Origin of the sequence: Halarcobacter sp., assembly GCF_963675975.1 — a bacterium.
Lineage (GTDB): Bacteria > Campylobacterota > Campylobacteria > Campylobacterales > Arcobacteraceae > Halarcobacter.
This window is the reverse complement of sequence record NZ_OY780939.1, coordinates 1,786,952-1,806,796: the sequence shown is the minus strand read 5'-3', so window position 1 is coordinate 1,806,796 and position 19,845 is coordinate 1,786,952. Positions and strand designations below refer to the sequence as shown.

The following is a 19,845-nucleotide window of genomic DNA, read 5'->3' as shown; positions in this document are numbered from 1 at the left end:
TTACAATAATACTACTCTTAAAAGATTAAAGATTTGTTAAAATAATATACAAGTATATAATTTATATCAAGTGCTTATTTTTTCTTCTTTGGCATTTAATAACTTTTTTAAATCATTTGGATTAACTTCAATATCCAAACCTCTTTTTCCACCACTAATATAGATAGTATCGAACTCAAATGCACTTTTATCAATAGCTGTTTTAAGCCTCTTCTTTTGACCTAAAGGTGAAATTCCACCAAGTAAATAACCTGTTACTTTTTGAGCTTCATCTTTATTTGCCATTTGTGCTTTTTTTACACCAAAAGTTGATGCAACATCTTTTAAGCTTAACATTTTTGATACAGGTATAACACAAACTACTAACTCTTTTGGAGTTAATTCTGTAAGAAGTGTTTTGAAAACTCTATTAGCATCCAAATTTAGCTTTTCAACAGCCTCTTTTCCAAAATCTGTATTGTCTGGGTCATGGTCATATTTGTGTATTTCAAATTTTATTTTATTTTTTTTAAGTAGATTTACTGCTGGTGTCATAGTAAATTAAATTCCTTTTTTATCTTTTCTTCCCCATTTACAACAATTGAGATAAAGTGTAACCCTTTGTAATGTTTTCTTGTGGTCATATCTTTAAAACTTTGTTTTTTTGTAAATAATTTCTCTTTTGTTTTTATTTCATTTTGACTAATCATAAAAACTTTTTTATTATGTGTGTTGTTTGATTTTTTATAATAAATCATATATTCAACTCTAACATTACCAAGAGTTTCAAAACTACTTAGTTTAAAAGAGAAATTCAAATCTTCTGAGAGTTTTACATCTTTATCTAATACAAAATCTATAATTTTTATATGTGAAGATTTTACATATCCAAACAACTCTAATACTTTTTTATTTCCATTTTTTAGAAGTGTTCTTGCTGCATGTTTACAAATCCAATCAAGGCTTTTGTTTTTTCCTAAATTTTTACTCAAAAACTCAATAACTAATTTTGGGTTATCTTTTGAGATATCATTTAGATTGTTTGCAACACTTTTTTGAAAATATTTACTTGTATCATTTTTAAGTATTTCGATGATTTCTAAAACTTTAGTAGGATTTTCTTTAAAAGTTGGTAAAGCAATAGCCCAAGGAAGCCTAGGTCTACACCCTTCACAAGCCAATCTTCTTAAATGTTCATTTGAAGATTTTGCCCAAATTTTCATTTGATTCATTGTTTGATTTTCATATTTAATAATAAACTGTCTTATAGCAAATTCACTACTTGAATCTTGAGTAAAAACCTCTAATGCTTTCATAGAGTTTTCAAAATCATCTAATCCATAAACTTCTACAAAATCTTGAAAAAACATAGCCTCAAAGCCAGTAAAATCTTTTGATACTGGCTTTAAAACTTCAAGTTGTTTTGCATAGGAAAAAGGAAGATATTTGTTTAAAACAAAAACAATATGTCTCATCCTTTGTTTTAGTTCTAAACCTTCCCAAGTGTTATCAAATATATCATTGATAAAATTTATTGTATCAAAGCTATTACAATTTTCTTTTATTTTATTAGCTAAATTTTCAATATATTTTAAAGTATAAACATTTTTTAACTGCTCTGCCATTTTATTCCAACTTTTTTATTATCTTATAATAAAAATATATAAAAAGTTTAAAATATATCAATTTGTAATAATATAAAAATACTTTTTATTTCATCTCACTTTTATATGCAGAGATTATCTCATCTTTTGTTAATTCTCTTTGTAATTTATCACTTAACAACTTAATAATTTGTCCAAATTTAATTGATTCTTCATTTGATAATTTTGTTGAAAAAAACTCTTCAATTATAAATTTCACTCCACCTTTTCCAGATTGTGAATTAACTCTAATAACATCTTCATAACCTCTGTTTATATCCTTTGGATCAATTAACAAATATGGAACATTCCACTCTTTACAGTTTTCTTTTCTATAAAAATCAATTCCTTTTTTTATTGCATCTTGATGTCCACCACTAAATGCTGTAAATATCATATCTCCAACAAAAGGGTGTCTTGAATGAATATTTAAATTTGTTCTTTTTTCATACATTTTTTTTACTTCATCAATAAATGATAAATCAAGATTAGGATTAATCCCTTGGGAATAAATATTAAAAGCGAAATTAACCAAATCCAAATTCCCTGCCCTTTCACCATTTCCAAACAAAGTACCTTCTACTTTTTGTGCTCCTGCTAATATGGCTAACTCTGCTGAAGCTACTGATGTGCCTCTATCATTATGTGGATGAACACTTAAGATTATTGAATCTCTATAATTTAAATTACTACTCATCCATTCAATTCTATCTGCATATATATTAGCAGTACAAGACTCTAAAGTGTTTGGAAGATTTATTATCATTTTTTGATTAGGTGTAGGTTCAACAACTTTAATTACACTGTTGCATATCTCTAAAGCAAAACCTAAATCTGTTTGAGAAAAACTCTCAGGAGAATACTGATAAATGACATTTCCTTCAAAATCTTTTGTTAATTGTTTTAAATATACCATTGCCTCAACAGCCATTGAAATAATCTCTTCATCTGATTTTTTAAAGACTACTTTTTTTTGAAACTCATTTGTTGGATTATATAAATGAAATATTCCATTTTTTACCCCTTTCATAGCTTCAACACTTTTTTTTATCCACTCTTTTTTGGCAGGTATTAGGATTTGTATAAAAACATCATCGGGAATTAGATTCTCTTCAATCAGTTTTCTAGTAAAATCAAAATCAGTTTGTGAAGCACTTGGATAACTTACTTCAATTTGTTTAAAACCCATTTTTATTAAAGTATTAAAATACTCTAACTTTTCAGTTATTCCCATAGGATTTACTAATGCTTGATTGCCATCTCTTAAATCAACACTGCAATATATTGGTGCATTTTCTATTTGATTATCTGGCCAAGTTCTATTAAAATTTTGGACAATAGGATATTGTCTATATTTTTTAAATTTCATTTTATTCTCCAAATTGTAAAATTATTGTTGATTGTATTTGTTAAGTTAAGTAAGAATTAGAGGAAGAGATGGTTTTTGTAGATTATTGTATTAAAAAAGTTATTTATCATATATTCTCTCCTTTTAAAATTTATAAAAGTATAGAGAAATAATAAAATTAAATCTTGTACAAAATTAACATTTATCTAAAATATTTTTTTGAAACTGCTTTGGAGTTATTTGAAAAACCCTTTTAAAACATCTATTCAAATGGCTTTGGTCAAAAAAACCACTTTTTAATGCAACTTCGACAATAGGTGCTTTTGAAAGTAACAACTCTTTTGCCAAATGAACTTTTTTGTTAAGTATATAAGAATGAATAGGTAAACCAAAACTTTTTTTAAAAACTCGTATAAGATGAACTTCTGTAATCCCAAACCTTCTTGATAAATCGTCTAAAGAGATTTCTTCCAAAAAATTTTCATCTAGATACTCTTTAATTTGTGATGATAGATTTTGATTTTCTTCATCTTTTTTATCATTTGATTTTGATGTAAAAATATCCAAACAAAAAAGATATAGTAACTCTTTTTTTTCTATTAAAGATATATTTTTATCCAATAAAGAATCACAAAAGAAAATAAATCTTTCATATAAATCTTTTTGTTTTAGATGTTCATATCTTTTTGGAAAAGAAAAACTATTTTCAATCAAAAACTCTTCATCTAAATATAATACATATCCATCTTTAGAACTTCTGTTCAAAGTAGCACAATGAACAATATCTTTATTGATTAATACTATTTCACCAACATCTAGTAAAAAATTGTTTTCATTAAATTCTATATTTAATTGACCTTTTTTTATTGCAGTAAAAGTAAGCTCTTTATGCAGATGTTTTTTTGAGCAAGCAGGTATCTCTTTTACATATCTAAGCTCTACAAAAGGTAGAGCTTTATTTTTAAAAACAATAGTTTCCACTATTATAGTTTAGTTGATAATTCAGGAGCAGGTTTACCTATATAGAAGCCTTGCGCATAATCAACCTCAATCTCTTTTAGAAACTCTAATATTTTTTCATCTTCAACAAACTCTGCAATTGTAAATACTTTTAACTCCTTAGCTAATGCCACAATTGATTTTACAAAAGCTAAATCTTTTTCATCTTTATATATATTAATAATAAAGTCACCATCAATTTTAATATAATCAATTGGGAATTTTTTTACATAATGGAAAGTTGAGAATCCTGAACCAAAATCATCAATTGCAAAACTAAAACCTTCCATTTTAAGATTTTGAACAAATTTTTCAAGTAATGAAAAACTTTTTACAGTTTCACGCTCAGTTATTTCAAATACAATATTCTTTTTATCAATATTATAAACATGAGTAAGATTTACAATTTTTTCAATAAATTCCCCTATTATAAGTGCTTTTGGAGAAAGATTAACAAATAATAATCCTTTATAATTTGTTTCATTAATTTTCTTAAATGCCTTTTCTATTACTAAATAATCCATTTTATGAACAATACCTAAAGATTCAGCTGTCTCAATAAATTTACCAGCAGTTAATACTTCATCTTCAACCTCAATTCTCATAAGTAATTCATTTATCTCAATTGTATTAGTAGAGGTATTCATAATTGGTTGGAAGTGAGGAATTATTTTTTCATTTTTAATTGCATCAAGAACTATCATAGATTTATCTTCTATATCTTGATGGATTTTTTCTATATCGTATTCACTTGGGAATCTAATAGAGTTTTTACCTTGATTTTTTGCTTCATACATCATCCCATCTGCTATATTAAATAACTCTTTTGGTTCTGTAGAATGGTCTGGATAAATAGCCATTCCAATAGATACAGTCACTCCAACTTTTGTACCATCAGGAGCATCAATTTCTAACTTCTCTACTTTTTCAAGTATTCTTAATGCAACAGTATATACTTCTTTTTCTGTACTTTCGGGTAAGATTAAAGTAAACTCATCACCACCATATCTAGAAAGTATATCTTCATCTCTTTTTGAAGCCTCTAAAAGATTAGCAAACTCTACTAAAAAGTCATCACCAAAACTATGGCCATAAGTATCATTTATAGGTTTAAAATTATCACAATCTATAACTAAAACACCAAATTTATATTCATGTCTTGCTGCTCTTTTTATCTCATAATGAAGTAGATCTCTAAATACCCTTTGAGAAAAAAGTCCAGTTAAAGGATCTCTTGTTGCATAAAATTCAAGATTTTCTGTATACTTGTTGATTGCTTTAATTGATCCAACTAAATTTAAAAGAGTAGTTAAAATAGAATCAATAACGATAGAATGAATCGAGTCTTTTTCAGTATTTGATTGAATACCAAGTCCTACTATTCCACCAATTCTTGGAGCATCTAAAAGTATAGATTTCGCTTCATGTTCAATATCATCAATTGTTAATACTAAATCATGTTCTTCAGTTGAAATATTATGTTTTAAAGAATAATCAATAACTGTCATATTGTGGTACTGAGTAATCATATTAATTGCTGTTTCTTCAAGATGTTTTTTTATATTTTCATCAGGTTTACCAAGCCAAAATATCTCTATCTCATAGTTTTCTTCATCTGTTTTAAATATAGTAATTAAACAATAAACAGGTAAAACATTGTGGATTTCATGTAATAAATCCTTAATATACTCTTTCCAATCTTTGATAATATCAGACGTAATAACCATCTTATCTAAAAGTTTAACTTCAAACTCTAATATACTTTTATCAACTGCAATATTTTTTAATTTGCCACTTAAAGTGTCTAATCCTGCCATAATTTGTTCAAACTCTTTGAAACTATCTTTTGCGTGAGTTGTATCAATATTTTTAAAATCTTTTACAGAGTTTACATTTTCTATTTTGTCTTTAAAATTTTCTATAGCAAAATTGATTCTTTTTAGTATTTTTAAAGAGATATAATAAGCTATTAAAAACATAATTGGAAGTATAATCAAAGAAAAAAGTAAATATTTACTTTGTGTTGAATCAACTATCTCTTCAAAATTATAATCAACTTTAACTGCTCCTAAAACATCACCCTCTTTTGAATTTGTATGACACTGTAAACACTCATTTTTGGCAATTATAGGTAATACGCTTTGCATTGATTTTTCATCAGATTCAAAAAGTTTCTCTTTTGTTTCAAATACTTTTTTTATATCTTCAGTAATTTTTCCTTGTTCAATTTTCCCAAATAAACCTTCAACTTTTTGACCTCTGTAAATATCTACAGAGTATGAACTTCCCTCAAAAGAATTTTTTGTAACATTTATAAAATCTTGTAATTGCTCCCTACTCCATCCTTGTCTCATAACTTGATACATAGAATTAAAAACTTGTTTTGATAAGGCTTCTGATATTTTCTGATTCTCTTGAATTGCTAAATTTGTATGAATATAAGATGAAAAAAGATAAAAAACTAAAAATAATGAAAATGTAATACTTACCATTGCGACACGAAAATAGTTTTTGAGTGTTTTAATTTGCATAAAAGTTCCTAAAAATGATTAATTCATATATTTTACTAAATTTAAACTTTTAATAAAGTTTTAAACTCTAAGGTTATTTTTACTATTTATAATATTATTTATTAAATAACCTTTAGTAACATTATATAGATAATAGTCCAAAAAAAGTTATTTCATATCAAATTAGTATAATTTAAATATAAAAATTAAAAAGATTATTAAAACAGATAAAAATATTTTTTTAGATTATAAGTAGTTTTTTATTTAAAAGAAGACAGAAAACTGTCTTCTTTTTATGCAAATGCAGGTTCTAAGAAAGGGATAATTTGTTTTTTTCTTGATAAACAACCATCTAACCAAACTTTGTTGTTATCAAGTTTACAATCAAAAGCTTTTTCAAAAACTGAAGAATCAGTACTTGACACTAAAATTTCACTTCCCTCTTTCATAATATCTGTTAAAAGTAAACAAGCTGTATGAAGACCTTCCTCTTCTCTTAGTTTTTCTAAATCAGCTTGTAGTTCATCTTTTACTGAATCAAAAATAGCTAAATCAATAACTTCTAATTGACCAATTCCAACTTTTCTACCATGCATATCAAATGGTTTATAATCTCTTAATATTAAATCTCTAACAGGTACACCTTCAACAGCTGATTTAACTTTAAACATCTCCATTCCAAGTGCTCCAAAATCTTCAACACCAGCAATTGCAGCTAACTCTCTAACAGCTTTAATATCAATTTCTGTACATGTAGGAGATTTGAAAATAACTGTATCAGAAAGAATCGCACACAGCATAACCCCAGCAATATTTGCAGGAATTTCAACACCATGATAATCATACATCTCTTTTACAATTGTATTTGTACACCCAACTGGTCTAATCCAACACTCTAAAGGAGTAGAAGTTGTAATATCTCCTAATTTATGGTGATCAACAATACCAACAACTGTAGCTTCATCTAAATCTTTAGGAGCTTGTCCTCTATCTGAATAATCTGTTATAAATAGTTCACAACCAGCAAATTCAGTTTTTAGTTCTGGTGCTTCAAAACCAAATCTGTCTAAAATAAACTGAGTCTCAGGAGATACTGCTCCTTGTCTAGCTGGAATAGCTTCTCTTCCAATCTTGTTTAAAAGATAAGCTAAAGATATTGCTGAACAGATAGAATCTGAATCAGGTGTAGTATGCCCACATGTATAAATTGCCATATTTGTCCTTTTAAATTACTCTTAAAATATTTTTGGGATTTTATCTAAAAAATAGTTATGTTACTTTTAAAAAGCTATCTAAGTTATAAATGTAACCGTATCATTAGCTTTTATCTGTTATAACTAATTATACAAACAAAAAAGGAGCAAATATGATTAGTAAAGAATTACAAAAAGCATTAATAGAGCAATTAAACAAAGAGTATCACTCTGCATATCTATATCTTGGAATGAGTGCATACTGTTCAAAAGAGGGTTTTAATGGCTCTTCAAGTTGGTTTTTAATTCAATACCAAGAAGAGATTGCCCACGGAATGAAACTTTTTAAATATTTAGAAGACCAAGATGTAGAATTAAAACTACCTTCAATTGAGGGAGTAAAAGTTGAATACAATTCTTTATTAGATGTATTCAAAAAAGCTTTAGCCCACGAACAAAAAATGTCAAAAAATTTAAATATCTTAAGTGATATTGCTATGAGAGAAAAAGACCATGCAACATATAATTTACTTCAGTGGTATGTAACAGAACAAGTAGAAGAGGAAGCTACTTTAAAAGAGATTATAGACCATATTAAATTAGTTGGGGACAATGGATATGGACTTTATACAATAGACAAAGAGTTATCAACTAGAGTTTTTTCTGACCCAACAACTAAATAGATATGAGATTTTTATCTCATATCATATAACTTTCATTAATAATCACTTTTTACATTTATAAACTCATTTTAGATATAATTATACACTTACGCAAAACAGGATTTTTTTATGAAAAAAATAACTATTTATACCCTATCATTTATTATTTTTATACTTTTTACAGGATGCTTTAAAAAAGAGGAAACAACTAAATTTTTCGGAAATGTAGATTTAAGAACAGTAACACTAGGATTTAGAGTATCAGGGAAAATTGATAAACTAGCATTAGATGAAGGACAAACTGTAAAAAAAGGTCAAACTTTAGCAAGTTTAAAAGATGATTTATACCAACAAAACTATAAAGCAATTCAAGCTCAAATAAAAATGCAAAAAGCGCAAATAGACAAGCTTGAAAATGGCTACAGACAAGAAGAGATTTCAAAAGCAAAAGCTTCATATGATAGAAGTGTTGTTTCTCTAAATAAAGCTAAAAAAGATTATGAAAGAAATAAAAAACTAAAAGAAACAAATTCTATTTCTAATCAACTTTTTGATGATTATACTTTTGCCTATGAAGAAGCAAAAGCACAAGTTGATTTGGCAAAAAGTAGTTATGAACAGATGAAAAATGGATACTTAAAACAAGATATCCAAATGGCTTATGCTCAACTTGAAACACTACAAGCAAACCTTGAAAAAGCAGCAATTCGTATTGAAGATACAAAACTTATTTCACCAAATGATGGAACTATTTTAACAAGAGCACATGAAGTTGGAGCAATTGTTGATGTGGGAACACCTATTTTTGAAATAGCTCTTACTGATGAGTTTTGGATTAGAAGCTATATTGATGAAAAATATCTAGGTTTGATTCAAGCTAATATGAAAGCAAAAGTTTATACAGATAGCAAACCTGATAAACCTTATGATGCAAGGGTTAGTTTTATCTCTGCTCAAGCAGAATTTACCCCTAAAAATGTCCAAACTCAAGAGTTAAGAACACAACTTGTTTATAGGGTAAGATTGATTATTGAAAACCCTGATAAGTTTATTAGACAAGGGATGCCTGTAACTATTGAATATGAAGATTTAGATTAAGATTAATTATGTCGCTGGTTAAGATTCTTAATATTTCAAAAAGTTTTGGTACTACTAAAGCTATTTCAAATATTAGCCTAAATATAAAAGAAAAAAAAATCACTGGACTAGTGGGACCTGATGGAGCAGGGAAAACAACCTTAATAAGACTAATGACAGGTCTTTTGGATATTGATGAAGGGGAATTAAATGTTTTAAACTTTTCCCTTCCAAAAGAAGCAAAAAATGTCCAAGAACAAATTGGATATATGCCACAAAAATTTGGTTTATATGAAGATTTAACTGTCTTTGAAAATCTACAACTATATGCAGATTTACAATCAATAGAAAAATCAAAACAAAAAGATAGAATAACTGAACTTTTAGAATTTATAAACCTAAAAAACTTTAAATCTTTTTTAGCAAAGGATTTATCAGGGGGAATGAAACAAAAATTAGGTTTAGCTTGTGCTTTAATAAAAAAACCAAAACTTTTACTTCTTGATGAGCCAGGAGTTGGAGTTGATCCAATTTCAAGAAAAGAGTTATGGGCAATAGTAAACCAACTAATTGAAGAAAATGTTACAGTTATTTGGAGTACAGCCTACCTTGATGAAGCAGCTTTATGTGATGAAGTAATACTTCTAAATGAAGGAAAAATACTTTTTAATGGAATCCCTTCAGATTTAAGTAATACTATGAAAGGTAAAGTGTTTAAAATCCAAGGTGAAATTAAAGATAGAAGAAAAACACTAAGATTAGCACTCAAAAATGAAGATATCAAAGATGGAGTTATTTTAGGAAACAGTGTAAAACTTGTTTGTGAAAATAAAGAAAAACTGCCAAATCTTGATAGTATTGAAGCTTCTAATTGCAAATATGAAGAGATTGAACCAAACTTTGAAGATGGATTTATGAATATTTTAAAGGGTGAATTCAATGGAGAATCACTTCTAGCAAAACAAATGAAACAACTAGACGATAACAATTATACCCACCTGATTCAAGCAAAAAACCTAACTAAAAAATTTGGAAGTTTTACAGCAACTGATAATGTAAATTTTAAAATTAAAAAAGGGGAAATTTTTGGTTTTTTAGGACCAAATGGTGCAGGAAAATCTACAACATTTAAAATGTTATGTGGACTTATGAAACCAACATCTGGTAGTGCTGAAGTTTTAGGTATGAGTTTACAAGAATCATCATATAAAGCAAGAAAAGAGATTGGATATATGTCTCAAAAGTTTTCTTTGTATGGAGATATCTCTGTATATGAAAACCTAAAATTCTTTGCTGGTGTTTATGGTTTAAAGGGTAAAAATAAAAACAAAAAAATTCAAGATATGATAAAAATATTTGAACTTGAAAAATATAAAAAAACTGCTTCAAAAAACTTGCCTTTAGGATATAAACAGAGACTCTCACTTGCATGTGCAGTGATGCATGATCCAGTTGTATTGTTTTTAGATGAACCAACCTCAGGAATAGACCCGCAAACAAGACGGGAGTTTTGGAATCATATTTATGCAATGGTACAAAAAGGTATGACTATAATGGTTACAACCCACTTTATGGATGAAGCTGAATATTGTGACAGAATTGCACTTATATACAAAGGAAAAGCCATAGCTTTAGATACTCCCCATAATCTAATAAGTCAAATCTCATCTGAGGCAACTATGGAAGAGGCTTTTATTGAGCTAATCAAAAGGGAAGATAATAATGCCTAGTTTTCAAAGATTAAAAGCGATATTTATCAAAGAGAGTTTACAAATCATAAGAGACCCTAGTGCTTTAATAATAGCATTGATTCTACCTTTGATGTTACTTTTTTTGATGGGTTATGCAATCTCACTTGATTCTAAAAATATACCTCTTGGAATAGTTGTTGAAAAAACTTCAAAACACACTACAAGTTTAGTAAAAGCTTTTGAAAGTAGTGAAAGTTTTAAAGTTACTATTTCAAAAGATAGAAGATATTTTGAAAAAAATCTTCAAGAGGGAAATCTAAGAGCCATGGTAATAATACCTGCAAGTTTTGATAAAGATATTTTAAATCATAATCCTAAAATTCAAATTATCACAGATGGAAGTGAGCCAAATATTGCAGGATATGTAAATAAATATGCCCAAGAGTTATGGCAAAATTGGTTATCTTATGAAAATCTAAAAACTAACTCTTTGATAGATATAAAAACAAGATATTGGTTTAATGCCCCTTTGCTTAGTAGCTACTTTTTACTTCCTGGTTCAATTGCAGTAATCTTAACTCTTATTGGTACACTTTTAACAGCCTTAGTTGTTGCAAGGGAGTGGGAAAGAGGTACAATGGAAGCTATTATGTCAACTCCAACAACAATTTTAGAGTTACTCTTAGGTAAACTTCTACCCTATTTTGTACTTGGGATATTATCTCTTATTATTTGTATTTTAATCACTCTATTATGGTTTGATATTCCTTATAGAGGCTCATATTTTATGTTATTTCTCACATCAGCTGTTTATTTAATACCTTCATTGAGTTTAGGTTTATTGATTTCAACCTTAGCAAAAAATCAGTTTGTTGCTTCACAAATGGCATTGATAATTGGATTTTTACCGGCCATGATACTTTCAGGTTTTATATTTCAAATAAGTAGTATGCCCTATTGGCTTCAAGTTATAACAAACTTTATACCTGCTACTTATTTTACAACTATTTTACAAACTTTGTTTCTAACAGGAGATGTATACGAAATCATCATTCCAAATACTTTATGGATGTTATTAATAGGTTTTGTACTTTTTACAATAATTTTTATAATCACAAAAAAGAAGTTAAGTTAATGTTTTATCAATTATTAGCCCTAATAAGAAAAGAGTTTTTAGCAATTTGGAGTGACAAGCGTTCACGAATAGTGATTATTGTACCTCCAATAATCCAATTAGTTCTTTTTGCTTTTGCTGTTACTTTAGAAGTAAAAGATGTTTCCATTGGGGTACTAGATAGGGATAATTCAAATGAAAGTAAAGAGTTAATTAGAGCATTAAAATATAGTGATAGATTTTCAGATGTATTATTTTTAAAAAGTAATAAAGATTTAAAAGAGAAACTAGACTCCCAAAAAATCATGGTAGCTATAGATATTTCCCAAGAGTTTTCAAATAGATTAAAAAAGAATCAACAAGCAGAAATTGGAATTATTGGAGATGGAAGAAAGTCTAATAGTTCCCAAATTACTATAGGTTATATTCAAATGATTATTAACAACACTTTTTCTAAAAACTCACAAAGTGTTTATGTTAGAAACTGGTATAACCCAAATCTTGATAACTTTTGGTGGATACTTCCAAATCTAATTGGAAGTTTGACTATGATTATTGCTTTGATTTTAACCTCATTATCAGTAGCTAGAGAAAGAGAACTCGGAACTTTTGAGCAAATATCAGTAGCACCTTTAAGTCCTATGGTTTTAATTATTGGGAAAACTATTCCACCTATGGTAATTAGTATTATTGAAGCCGCAGTGATTTTTCTTTCAGCTATTATCTTTTTTAAAGTTCCATTTCTTGGTTCTTTTTGGATTTTAGCCCTTGCAATTTTTGCTTTTGTATTTTCTATTGTAGGTTTTGGTCTTTTTATTTCATCTATATCTTCAACCCAACAACAAGGTATATTAGGTGCTTTTGTATTATTGGTACCTTCAATTTTGATGTCTGGATTTGCAACTCCCGTAGAAAATATGCCTGACTGGCTTATCCCTTTTACAGATTTTGTAGCTTTAAAATATTTTTTAATAGTTTTAAAAGGGGTATTTCTAAAAGATATATCTTGGGATATAGCAATCTGGGAAATTATTCCCATGATTGCTTTGGGTATTGTAACCTTAGCTGTTGCAACTTGGTTCTTTAAGAAAAAAGTTACATGATTAGTTTTGGATAAGAAATTGTCCTAATTCTCTATTTTTAACAAGTTTAGAAGAGTCTACTACAACTCCATGCATAGAGATAAAGGTGCCATTATCTATGTTTGCATTTAAAAACCCTAAAGCTTGAGAGAAATTCATAGTTGCTTCAACAGTATCAATACTCATAGGAACCATAGCTCCTGTGAATACAATTTTCTTTTCTATTTTTTCCTCTTTAATTAAAGCAGATGTTAAATGAACTGTATCAGTTCCATGAATAATTATAATTTTGTCATTTTTAGTAGCTTTTATAGCATCACAAATGATTTGTCTGTCGTTATCATCCATATCTAAACTATCTTTTGAAACCACATTTTTAATCTCAAAATTTACATTATGGCAAGATTCAACAATCTTATCCAATGCAATATTATCTGTAGGTACTTCAAGTTGCCCTTTTATTGGATTATATCTTTTATTAAAAGTTCCACCTGTATTTATAATAGTTACATTCATTTTATTCCTTAAAAATGTCCCATTTTTTAGGGACCTTTATTTTATATTTTCTTTTTAAAAAGTGGAAATAAATTCCACTTAAAAGAAACTTGTCTTTAGACTCTCTTTGAGAAAACCTAAAGAGAACAACGAGTTGTTCTTATTATACATTATAGTTATTTACCATATTTTTAGGGTGAAGAAGTTCATCTAACTCCTCTTTAGTAAATAGTTCTTGCTCTAAAATTATATCATATACTCTTTTGTTTGTTGCAAGGGCTTCTTTAGCGATTGCTGAACTTTTTTCATAACCTAAAATTGGGTTTAGGCAAGTAACCAATGTAACTGAATTTAAAATATTATTCATACAAACATCTTCATTTGCAGTGATACCTTTAACACATTTTTTAGCTAAAGTGTAAAATGATCTTCTCATCATATTAATTGATGTAAATAGTTTATATGCTACTAAAGGTTCAAATACATTAAGTTGAAGCTGTCCACCTTCACAAGCAATAGAGATTGTAGCATCTGCTCCAATTACTTCAAAGGCAACTTGATTTACCACTTCAGGAATAACTGGATTAACCTTTCCTGGCATAATTGAACTTCCTGGTTGCATTTTTGGAAGATTTATCTCATTTAATCCAGCTCTTGGTCCAGAACTTAAAAGTCTTAAGTCATTACAAATTTTAGAGATTTTAATAGCAACTCTTTTTAAGATTCCAGAGATATGAACAAAAGCACCAGTATCTTGCGTAGCTTCAATTAAATCCCCTGCACTTTCGTAATCAACCCCTGTTACATCTCTTAGATTATTGATAACTTTTCTTCTATATTCAGGTTTAGTATTTATTCCTGTACCAATTGCAGTTGCTCCAAGATTTACCTCTTTTAATAAAGCTTGTGCTTCTCTTAATCTAAATATATCCTCATCAATCATTACTGAATATGTTTTAAACTCTTGCCCTAAAGTCATAGGAACTGCATCTTGAAGTTGTGTTCTTCCCATTTTAAGAACATCTTTAAACTCAACAGCTTTTTCATCAAAACTGTCTCTTAGATATCTAAGTGAATCTTTTAGTTTATAAATTAAATCATATAAAGTTAATTTTATTGCTGTTGGATAAACATCATTTGTAGACTGACTCATATTGATATGATTATTTGGATGTATAATATCGTATGAACTTCTTGGTTTTGCTAATATCTCTAAAGCTCTATTTGCTATAACTTCATTTGCATTCATATTAGTTGAAGTTCCTGCTCCACCTTGAATTGGGTCAACTATAAATTGATCATGAAACTTACCATCAATAATCTCATTACAAGCTTGAATTATTGCATCTCTTTGCATATCATTTAAATCACCTAACTCAAAGTTAGTTAAAGCACAAGCCTTTTTCACTTTTGCTAAAGATTTTATAAAAGTAGGAAACAGAGATAAACTTGTATGAGTAATATCAAAATTCTCCCTTGCTCTTAATGTTTGAATACCATAGTAGGCATCTTTTTCTATCTTTTTTTCACCTAAAAAATCGTGTTCAATTCTATATTGTTCTTCCATGATTTCGCCTCGAAATTAAATTTTTCAAAATAATATAAAACAAAAGTATGTAAAAAGTGTGCTTTTTGTTTTAAGGCAAAAGTATATCAGTTTAAAAAAAAATTCCAAGGGTAAAAGTAACATATTTCAAATATTATTAAAAAGTTATATATAAAATGTATTCAAATATTTCAAAAAGTCACAATTAAATTGTACACATTCTATACAAAAAAAATTTGACTAAAAAAAATTTTTTCGTTACCATTTTCGTATAATTAAAAATAAGGGAGATAAGATGTTTTTTTTCTGTTACCAATCATCAAAATTAAAACACATAATTAGTACTCTTCTTATTAACTTATATAAACAGGTAGAGATACTTACAAGACCTGTAAAACAAATACAAAACTTACTTATTCAAGACAAAAATTTCATTATGGCTGCCATTTAGACCCCCGCAATCGATCCTGTACAATGTTGATTGCGATTTTGGGCTAATTCTATTTAATATGCTTATATATTAAATAATGTTATTAATTAGTCTAACTTAGAGGGTCATTCCATATTTTAAAACAACTAATATATTATTAAAAGGAAAAAAAATGGCAAATGAAACAAATATTTTCGAACAACACGAATCTGAGATAAGAGCATATTGTAGAGCCGTACCTACAGTATTTAAATCTGCAAAAAATGCAGTAATGATAGATGAAAACAACGATGATTATATAGATTTTTTTGCTGGAGCTGGAGTTTTAAACTTTGGTCACAACAATCAAGAGATGCAAGATGCAATTATAGAGTTTATAAAAAATGATGGTGTAATCCAGTCTTTAGATATGTTTACTGATGTAAAAAGAGACTTTATTCAAACTTTCGTAAAAACAATTTTAGTGCCACGTGGAATGGGTGATTACAAACTTCAATTTACAGGTCCTACAGGAACAAATGCAGTTGAAGCTGCCTTAAAATTAGCTAGAAAAGTAACAGGAAGAACTGAAGTAGTAGCTTTTCACAGAGGTTTCCATGGTATGACTTTAGGTGCATTAGCTTGTACAGCTAATAATGCTTTTAGAAGCTCTTCAGGAGTTCCTCTAAACAATGTCATAAGAGGTACATTCAATGATATGCATGCATTAGAACTTATGAGACAACAAATAGAACATACAGGTTCAGGTCTTGTTCCACCAGCTGCATTTTTAATTGAACCTTTACAAGCAGAAGGTGGAGTTCATGAAGCTTCAAAAGAGTGGATTCAAGCAGTTCAAAAGTTAGCTAAAGATACTGGTGCACTTTTAATTCTTGATGATATTCAAGGTGCAAGTGGTAGAACAGGAAGCTATTTTAGTTTTGATGATATGGATTTAGACCCAGATATTATTGTTTTAGCAAAAGGTCTTGGTGGTATAGGAACTCCAATTGGTATGTGCATCAACAAACCAGAGCACGATAAAGCTTGGGGTCCAGGTCAACATACAGGAACATTTAGAGGTCAAGGATTATCTTATGTAGCTGGTAAAGTTGGTATTGAATTCTTTAAAGATGAGACTTTTAACAATGAAACAAAAAGAAAAGGTGAAATTGTAAGAAAAGTTCTTGATGAACTAGATAGTAAATATTCTCAAGTAGTTGATGTAAGACAAAAAGGTATGATGTTAGCAATTCAGTTTGATTCTCCTGCAACAGCAAAAGCTATTACAACAAAATGTTTCGAAAATAAACTTGTTATTGGAGCTTGCTCTACAGGTGAAATTATTAAGTTTATTCCTCCTTTAACTATTGAAGATGATATTTTAGAAGAGGGATTAAAAAGATTTACAGCTTCAGTAGAAGCAGCTTTAGGTTAAGGAGAAATTATGGGATACAGTTCAACACACTTTAAATCAATCAATCCTTATACTGAAGAGACAGTATGTGAAGTTCCTATGCATACAAAAGAAGAAGCTAGGGATATGATAGAAAAGGCTCAAGAGGCTTATGTAAATGAATGGATAAATACTACTTATGAACAAAGAGCAGAATTACTAAAAGCCGTTGCAAAAGAGATGAAAGAAAATCTTGATCACTATGCTTTACCAATGACAGAAGAGATGGGTAAACCTATAAATGAGGCTAGAGGTGAAGTAAATAAAGCAGCTTGGGCAGCAGAACATTATGCAGATTTTGGAGAAGATTATTTAAAACCTGAGTATTTAGAATCTGATGCAACAGAGAGTTATGTTCAATATATCTCTTTGGGTGTAACAGTTGGTGTTTTACCTTGGAATGCTCCATTTTGGTTAGCATTTAGATACTTAGCACCTGCTCTTATGTCTGGGAATACTTGTATTATGAAACATGATTCGCATACTCCTTTATGTGCAATTAGAATTGTTGAAGCCTTTGAAAAAGCAGGTTTTCCTACAAATGTAGTTCAAAATCTAATGGTAGGTCATAAAATCTTAGAAGATGTTATTAGACATCCACACGTAATGGGTATCTCTTTAACAGGTTCTTCAAAAGCTGGTGCAGCAGTTGGAGCAATTGCTGGAAGTGAAATTAAACCAGTTGTCTTAGAATTAGGTGGAAGTGACCCAGCTATTATTTTAGCAGACACAAAAGATTTAGAACATGCAGCTGATGTAGTTGTACTTTCAAGATATATTAATGCAGGTCAATCTTGCATTGCTGCAAAAAGAATTATTGTAGAAGAGCCTATTTATGAAAAATTTATTGCTCTTTTAAAAGAAAGATTTGAAAAATTAAAACTTGGTGACCCAAAAGATGAGTCAACAACTATTGGTCCAATAGCTAGACGTGAATTGGTTGAAGAGATGCATGAGCAGGTTGATAAATCAGTTGCTGCTGGAGCAAGACTAGTTTTAGGTGGTCAAAGAATTGAAGGTAAAGGTTTCTTTTTCCCTGTTACAGTATTAGCTGATGTAGAACCTGGAATGGTTGTTTCTTGTCAAGAAACATTTGGACCAATTGCTTCTATTATAAAAGTAAAAGATGTTGAAGAAGCAATAAAAATTGCAAATGCAACAGAGTATGGTTTAGGTGGGTCTATTTGGACAGCTGATGTTGAAAAAGCTAAAAAACTAGCTGGAAGAATTGTTACAGGTCAAGTATCAATTAATGGAATCGTAAAATCAGACCCTAGACTTCCAAGTGGTGGAGCTAAAAAATCAGGATTAGGTAAAGAGTTAGGACCACAAGGTATTAGAATGTTCGTAAATACTCAACAAGTTTGGGTAGGACCTGTTAAGTAGTAGTTGGGGAAATATTTAAGGAAAAGATATGAAAGCTAAGTTGCCTTTTACAAAAAAAGAATATATCCAAAGGGTAAGAAAAGTTAAATCAATGATGCAACAAAGAAGAATTGATGTATTAATTGCAACAGACCCAGGAAATATGAACTGGTTAACAGGATATGATGGTTGGTCTTTCTACGTTCATCAAGGGGTTATTATCTCCCTTGATGAAGAGGAACCTATTTGGTTCGGAAGACTTATGGATAGAAATGCTGCATTAATTAAATGTTTTATGAAAGAGGAAAACCTATATGGTTATCCTGAAAAATATGTGCAAAATTTAGATGAACACCCTATGACTTGGATTGGAGAAAATATCTTCAATAAAAAAGGGTGGACAAAATGTATTATTGCAACAGAAAGAGACACATACTATTATACAGCAGAAGCTCATTTTAGACTTATGTCAACTCTTCCAAATGCAAACTTTATAAATGCAAATAACCTAGTGAATTGGGCTAGAGGTGTCAAGTCTAAAAAAGAGATTGAGTATATGAAAATTGCTGGAAAAATCACCCAAAAAATACATCAAAGAGTATTAGATGTGGTTAGAGTTGGTATTCCAAAAAGTCATGTGGTGTCACAAATATATGAAACAGCAATTGAAGGAGTTGATGGTTATGGTGGAGATTATCCATCAATTGTACCATTACTTCCATCTGGAGCTGATGCTTCTGCTTCACATATTACTTGGGATGAAAGACCTTTTAAAAGAAAAGAAGCGACATACTTTGAAATTTCAGGGTGTTATAAAAGATATCATGCACCTATGTCTAGAACAATTTTTATGGGAAGACCTGAACAAAAATTTTTAGATGCGGAAAAAGCTTTAGTAGAAGCTATTGCAGCAGGACTTGAAATGGCAAAACCTGGAAATAGAACTTGCGATATTGCAAATGCAGCAGAGTCTGTAATGAAAAAATTTGGTATAGATAGAAACAATGCCAGATATGGTTACCCAATAGGAGTTAGTTACCCACCTGATTGGGGTGAAAGAACGTGTAGTTTAAGAAGTACAGATTTAACTGTTTTAGAACCAGGAATGACTTTTCACTTTATGCCGGGAATTTGGCAAGATGATTGGGGAATGGAGATAACAGAAAGTATCTATATAACAGATACAGGGGTTGAAACATTTTGTGATTTTCCTAGAGAGTTATTTATAAAATAGATTAAATCCAATAAGGAGGTATGATAATTAAAAAAATCACAC

Annotated in this window: 16 protein-coding genes; 8 read left to right on the top strand and 8 right to left on the bottom strand. The window is 29.0% G+C overall.

The window, feature by feature from the left end; genetic code table 11:
* Nucleotides 1–66: 66 nt before the first annotated feature.
* The 6 genes from ybaK to ACKU3H_RS08880 all read right to left on the bottom strand — a co-directional run bounded on the left by ybaK (nucleotide 67) and on the right by ACKU3H_RS08880 (nucleotide 7,693).
* Nucleotides 67–534 carry a Cys-tRNA(Pro) deacylase gene (gene ybaK / locus ACKU3H_RS08905; RefSeq protein ID WP_320033495.1) on the bottom strand — a complete coding sequence of 156 codons (468 nt, stop codon included), beginning with the start codon at nucleotides 532–534 and terminating at the stop codon, nucleotides 67–69.
* Complete coding sequence (locus ACKU3H_RS08900; RefSeq protein WP_320033494.1) at nucleotides 531–1,604, bottom strand: DNA alkylation repair protein; 1,074 nt, start codon at nucleotides 1,602–1,604, stop codon at nucleotides 531–533. Before ACKU3H_RS08900 ends, ybaK begins: the two co-directional genes overlap by 4 nt.
* 85 nt (nucleotides 1,605–1,689) lie before the next feature.
* Nucleotides 1,690–2,991 carry a 2-isopropylmalate synthase gene (locus tag ACKU3H_RS08895; RefSeq protein ID WP_320033493.1) on the bottom strand — a complete coding sequence of 434 codons (1,302 nt, stop codon included), beginning with the start codon at nucleotides 2,989–2,991 and terminating at the stop codon, nucleotides 1,690–1,692.
* Between the two features lie 174 nt (nucleotides 2,992–3,165).
* Nucleotides 3,166–3,951 carry an AraC family transcriptional regulator gene (locus tag ACKU3H_RS08890; RefSeq protein WP_320033492.1) on the bottom strand — a complete coding sequence of 262 codons (786 nt, stop codon included), beginning with the start codon at nucleotides 3,949–3,951 and terminating at the stop codon, nucleotides 3,166–3,168.
* A gap of 2 nt (nucleotides 3,952–3,953) precedes the next feature.
* On the bottom strand, nucleotides 3,954–6,500 hold the full coding sequence (locus tag ACKU3H_RS08885) for a bifunctional diguanylate cyclase/phosphodiesterase (protein ID WP_320033491.1): 2,547 nt from the start codon (nucleotides 6,498–6,500) through the stop codon (nucleotides 3,954–3,956).
* Nucleotides 6,501–6,772: 272 nt separating this feature from the next.
* Nucleotides 6,773–7,693, bottom strand: coding sequence for a manganese-dependent inorganic pyrophosphatase (locus ACKU3H_RS08880; RefSeq protein WP_320033490.1), 921 nt, complete (start codon nucleotides 7,691–7,693; stop codon nucleotides 6,773–6,775).
* A 152-nt stretch (nucleotides 7,694–7,845) separates the two neighbouring features.
* Between ACKU3H_RS08880 and ACKU3H_RS08875 the strand changes: the two genes are divergently transcribed.
* The 5 genes from ACKU3H_RS08875 to ACKU3H_RS08855 all read left to right on the top strand — a co-directional run bounded on the left by ACKU3H_RS08875 (nucleotide 7,846) and on the right by ACKU3H_RS08855 (nucleotide 13,319).
* Complete coding sequence (locus tag ACKU3H_RS08875; protein WP_320033489.1) at nucleotides 7,846–8,355, top strand: ferritin; 510 nt, start codon at nucleotides 7,846–7,848, stop codon at nucleotides 8,353–8,355.
* A gap of 108 nt (nucleotides 8,356–8,463) precedes the next feature.
* Entirely contained in the window at nucleotides 8,464–9,432 is a 969-nt protein-coding gene (locus ACKU3H_RS08870) for an efflux RND transporter periplasmic adaptor subunit (RefSeq protein ID WP_320033488.1), read from the top strand.
* Nucleotides 9,433–9,440: 8 nt separating this feature from the next.
* Nucleotides 9,441–11,141: an ATP-binding cassette domain-containing protein gene (locus tag ACKU3H_RS08865; protein WP_320033487.1), complete on the top strand. Its 1,701-nt coding sequence runs from the start codon at nucleotides 9,441–9,443 to the stop codon at nucleotides 11,139–11,141.
* Nucleotides 11,134–12,237, top strand: coding sequence for an ABC transporter permease (locus ACKU3H_RS08860; RefSeq protein WP_320033486.1), 1,104 nt, complete (start codon nucleotides 11,134–11,136; stop codon nucleotides 12,235–12,237). Before ACKU3H_RS08865 ends, ACKU3H_RS08860 begins: the two co-directional genes overlap by 8 nt.
* Nucleotides 12,237–13,319, top strand: a complete 1,083-nt coding sequence (locus tag ACKU3H_RS08855; RefSeq protein ID WP_320033485.1) for an ABC transporter permease — start codon at nucleotides 12,237–12,239, stop codon at nucleotides 13,317–13,319. Before ACKU3H_RS08860 ends, ACKU3H_RS08855 begins: the two co-directional genes overlap by 1 nt.
* Here ACKU3H_RS08855 and ACKU3H_RS08850 read toward each other — a convergent pair whose 3' ends face one another.
* Together ACKU3H_RS08850 and aspA are read right to left on the bottom strand one after the other, a co-directional pair.
* Nucleotides 13,320–13,814: an asparaginase domain-containing protein gene (locus tag ACKU3H_RS08850; protein ID WP_320033484.1), complete on the bottom strand. Its 495-nt coding sequence runs from the start codon at nucleotides 13,812–13,814 to the stop codon at nucleotides 13,320–13,322.
* Nucleotides 13,815–13,956: 142 nt separating this feature from the next.
* Nucleotides 13,957–15,360: an aspartate ammonia-lyase gene (gene aspA / locus ACKU3H_RS08845; protein WP_320033483.1), complete on the bottom strand. Its 1,404-nt coding sequence runs from the start codon at nucleotides 15,358–15,360 to the stop codon at nucleotides 13,957–13,959.
* A 581-nt stretch (nucleotides 15,361–15,941) separates the two neighbouring features.
* Here aspA and ACKU3H_RS08840 point away from each other — a divergent pair.
* The 3 genes from ACKU3H_RS08840 to ACKU3H_RS08830 are packed head-to-tail and all read left to right on the top strand — an operon-like array spanning nucleotide 15,942 to nucleotide 19,803.
* Nucleotides 15,942–17,186 carry a diaminobutyrate--2-oxoglutarate transaminase gene (locus ACKU3H_RS08840; RefSeq protein ID WP_320033482.1) on the top strand — a complete coding sequence of 415 codons (1,245 nt, stop codon included), beginning with the start codon at nucleotides 15,942–15,944 and terminating at the stop codon, nucleotides 17,184–17,186.
* 9 nt (nucleotides 17,187–17,195) lie between these two features.
* Nucleotides 17,196–18,590: an NAD-dependent succinate-semialdehyde dehydrogenase gene (locus ACKU3H_RS08835; protein ID WP_320033481.1), complete on the top strand. Its 1,395-nt coding sequence runs from the start codon at nucleotides 17,196–17,198 to the stop codon at nucleotides 18,588–18,590.
* A gap of 28 nt (nucleotides 18,591–18,618) precedes the next feature.
* Nucleotides 18,619–19,803, top strand: a complete 1,185-nt coding sequence (locus tag ACKU3H_RS08830) for a M24 family metallopeptidase (protein WP_320033480.1) — start codon at nucleotides 18,619–18,621, stop codon at nucleotides 19,801–19,803.
* The last annotated feature ends 42 nt before the right edge of the window (nucleotides 19,804–19,845 follow it).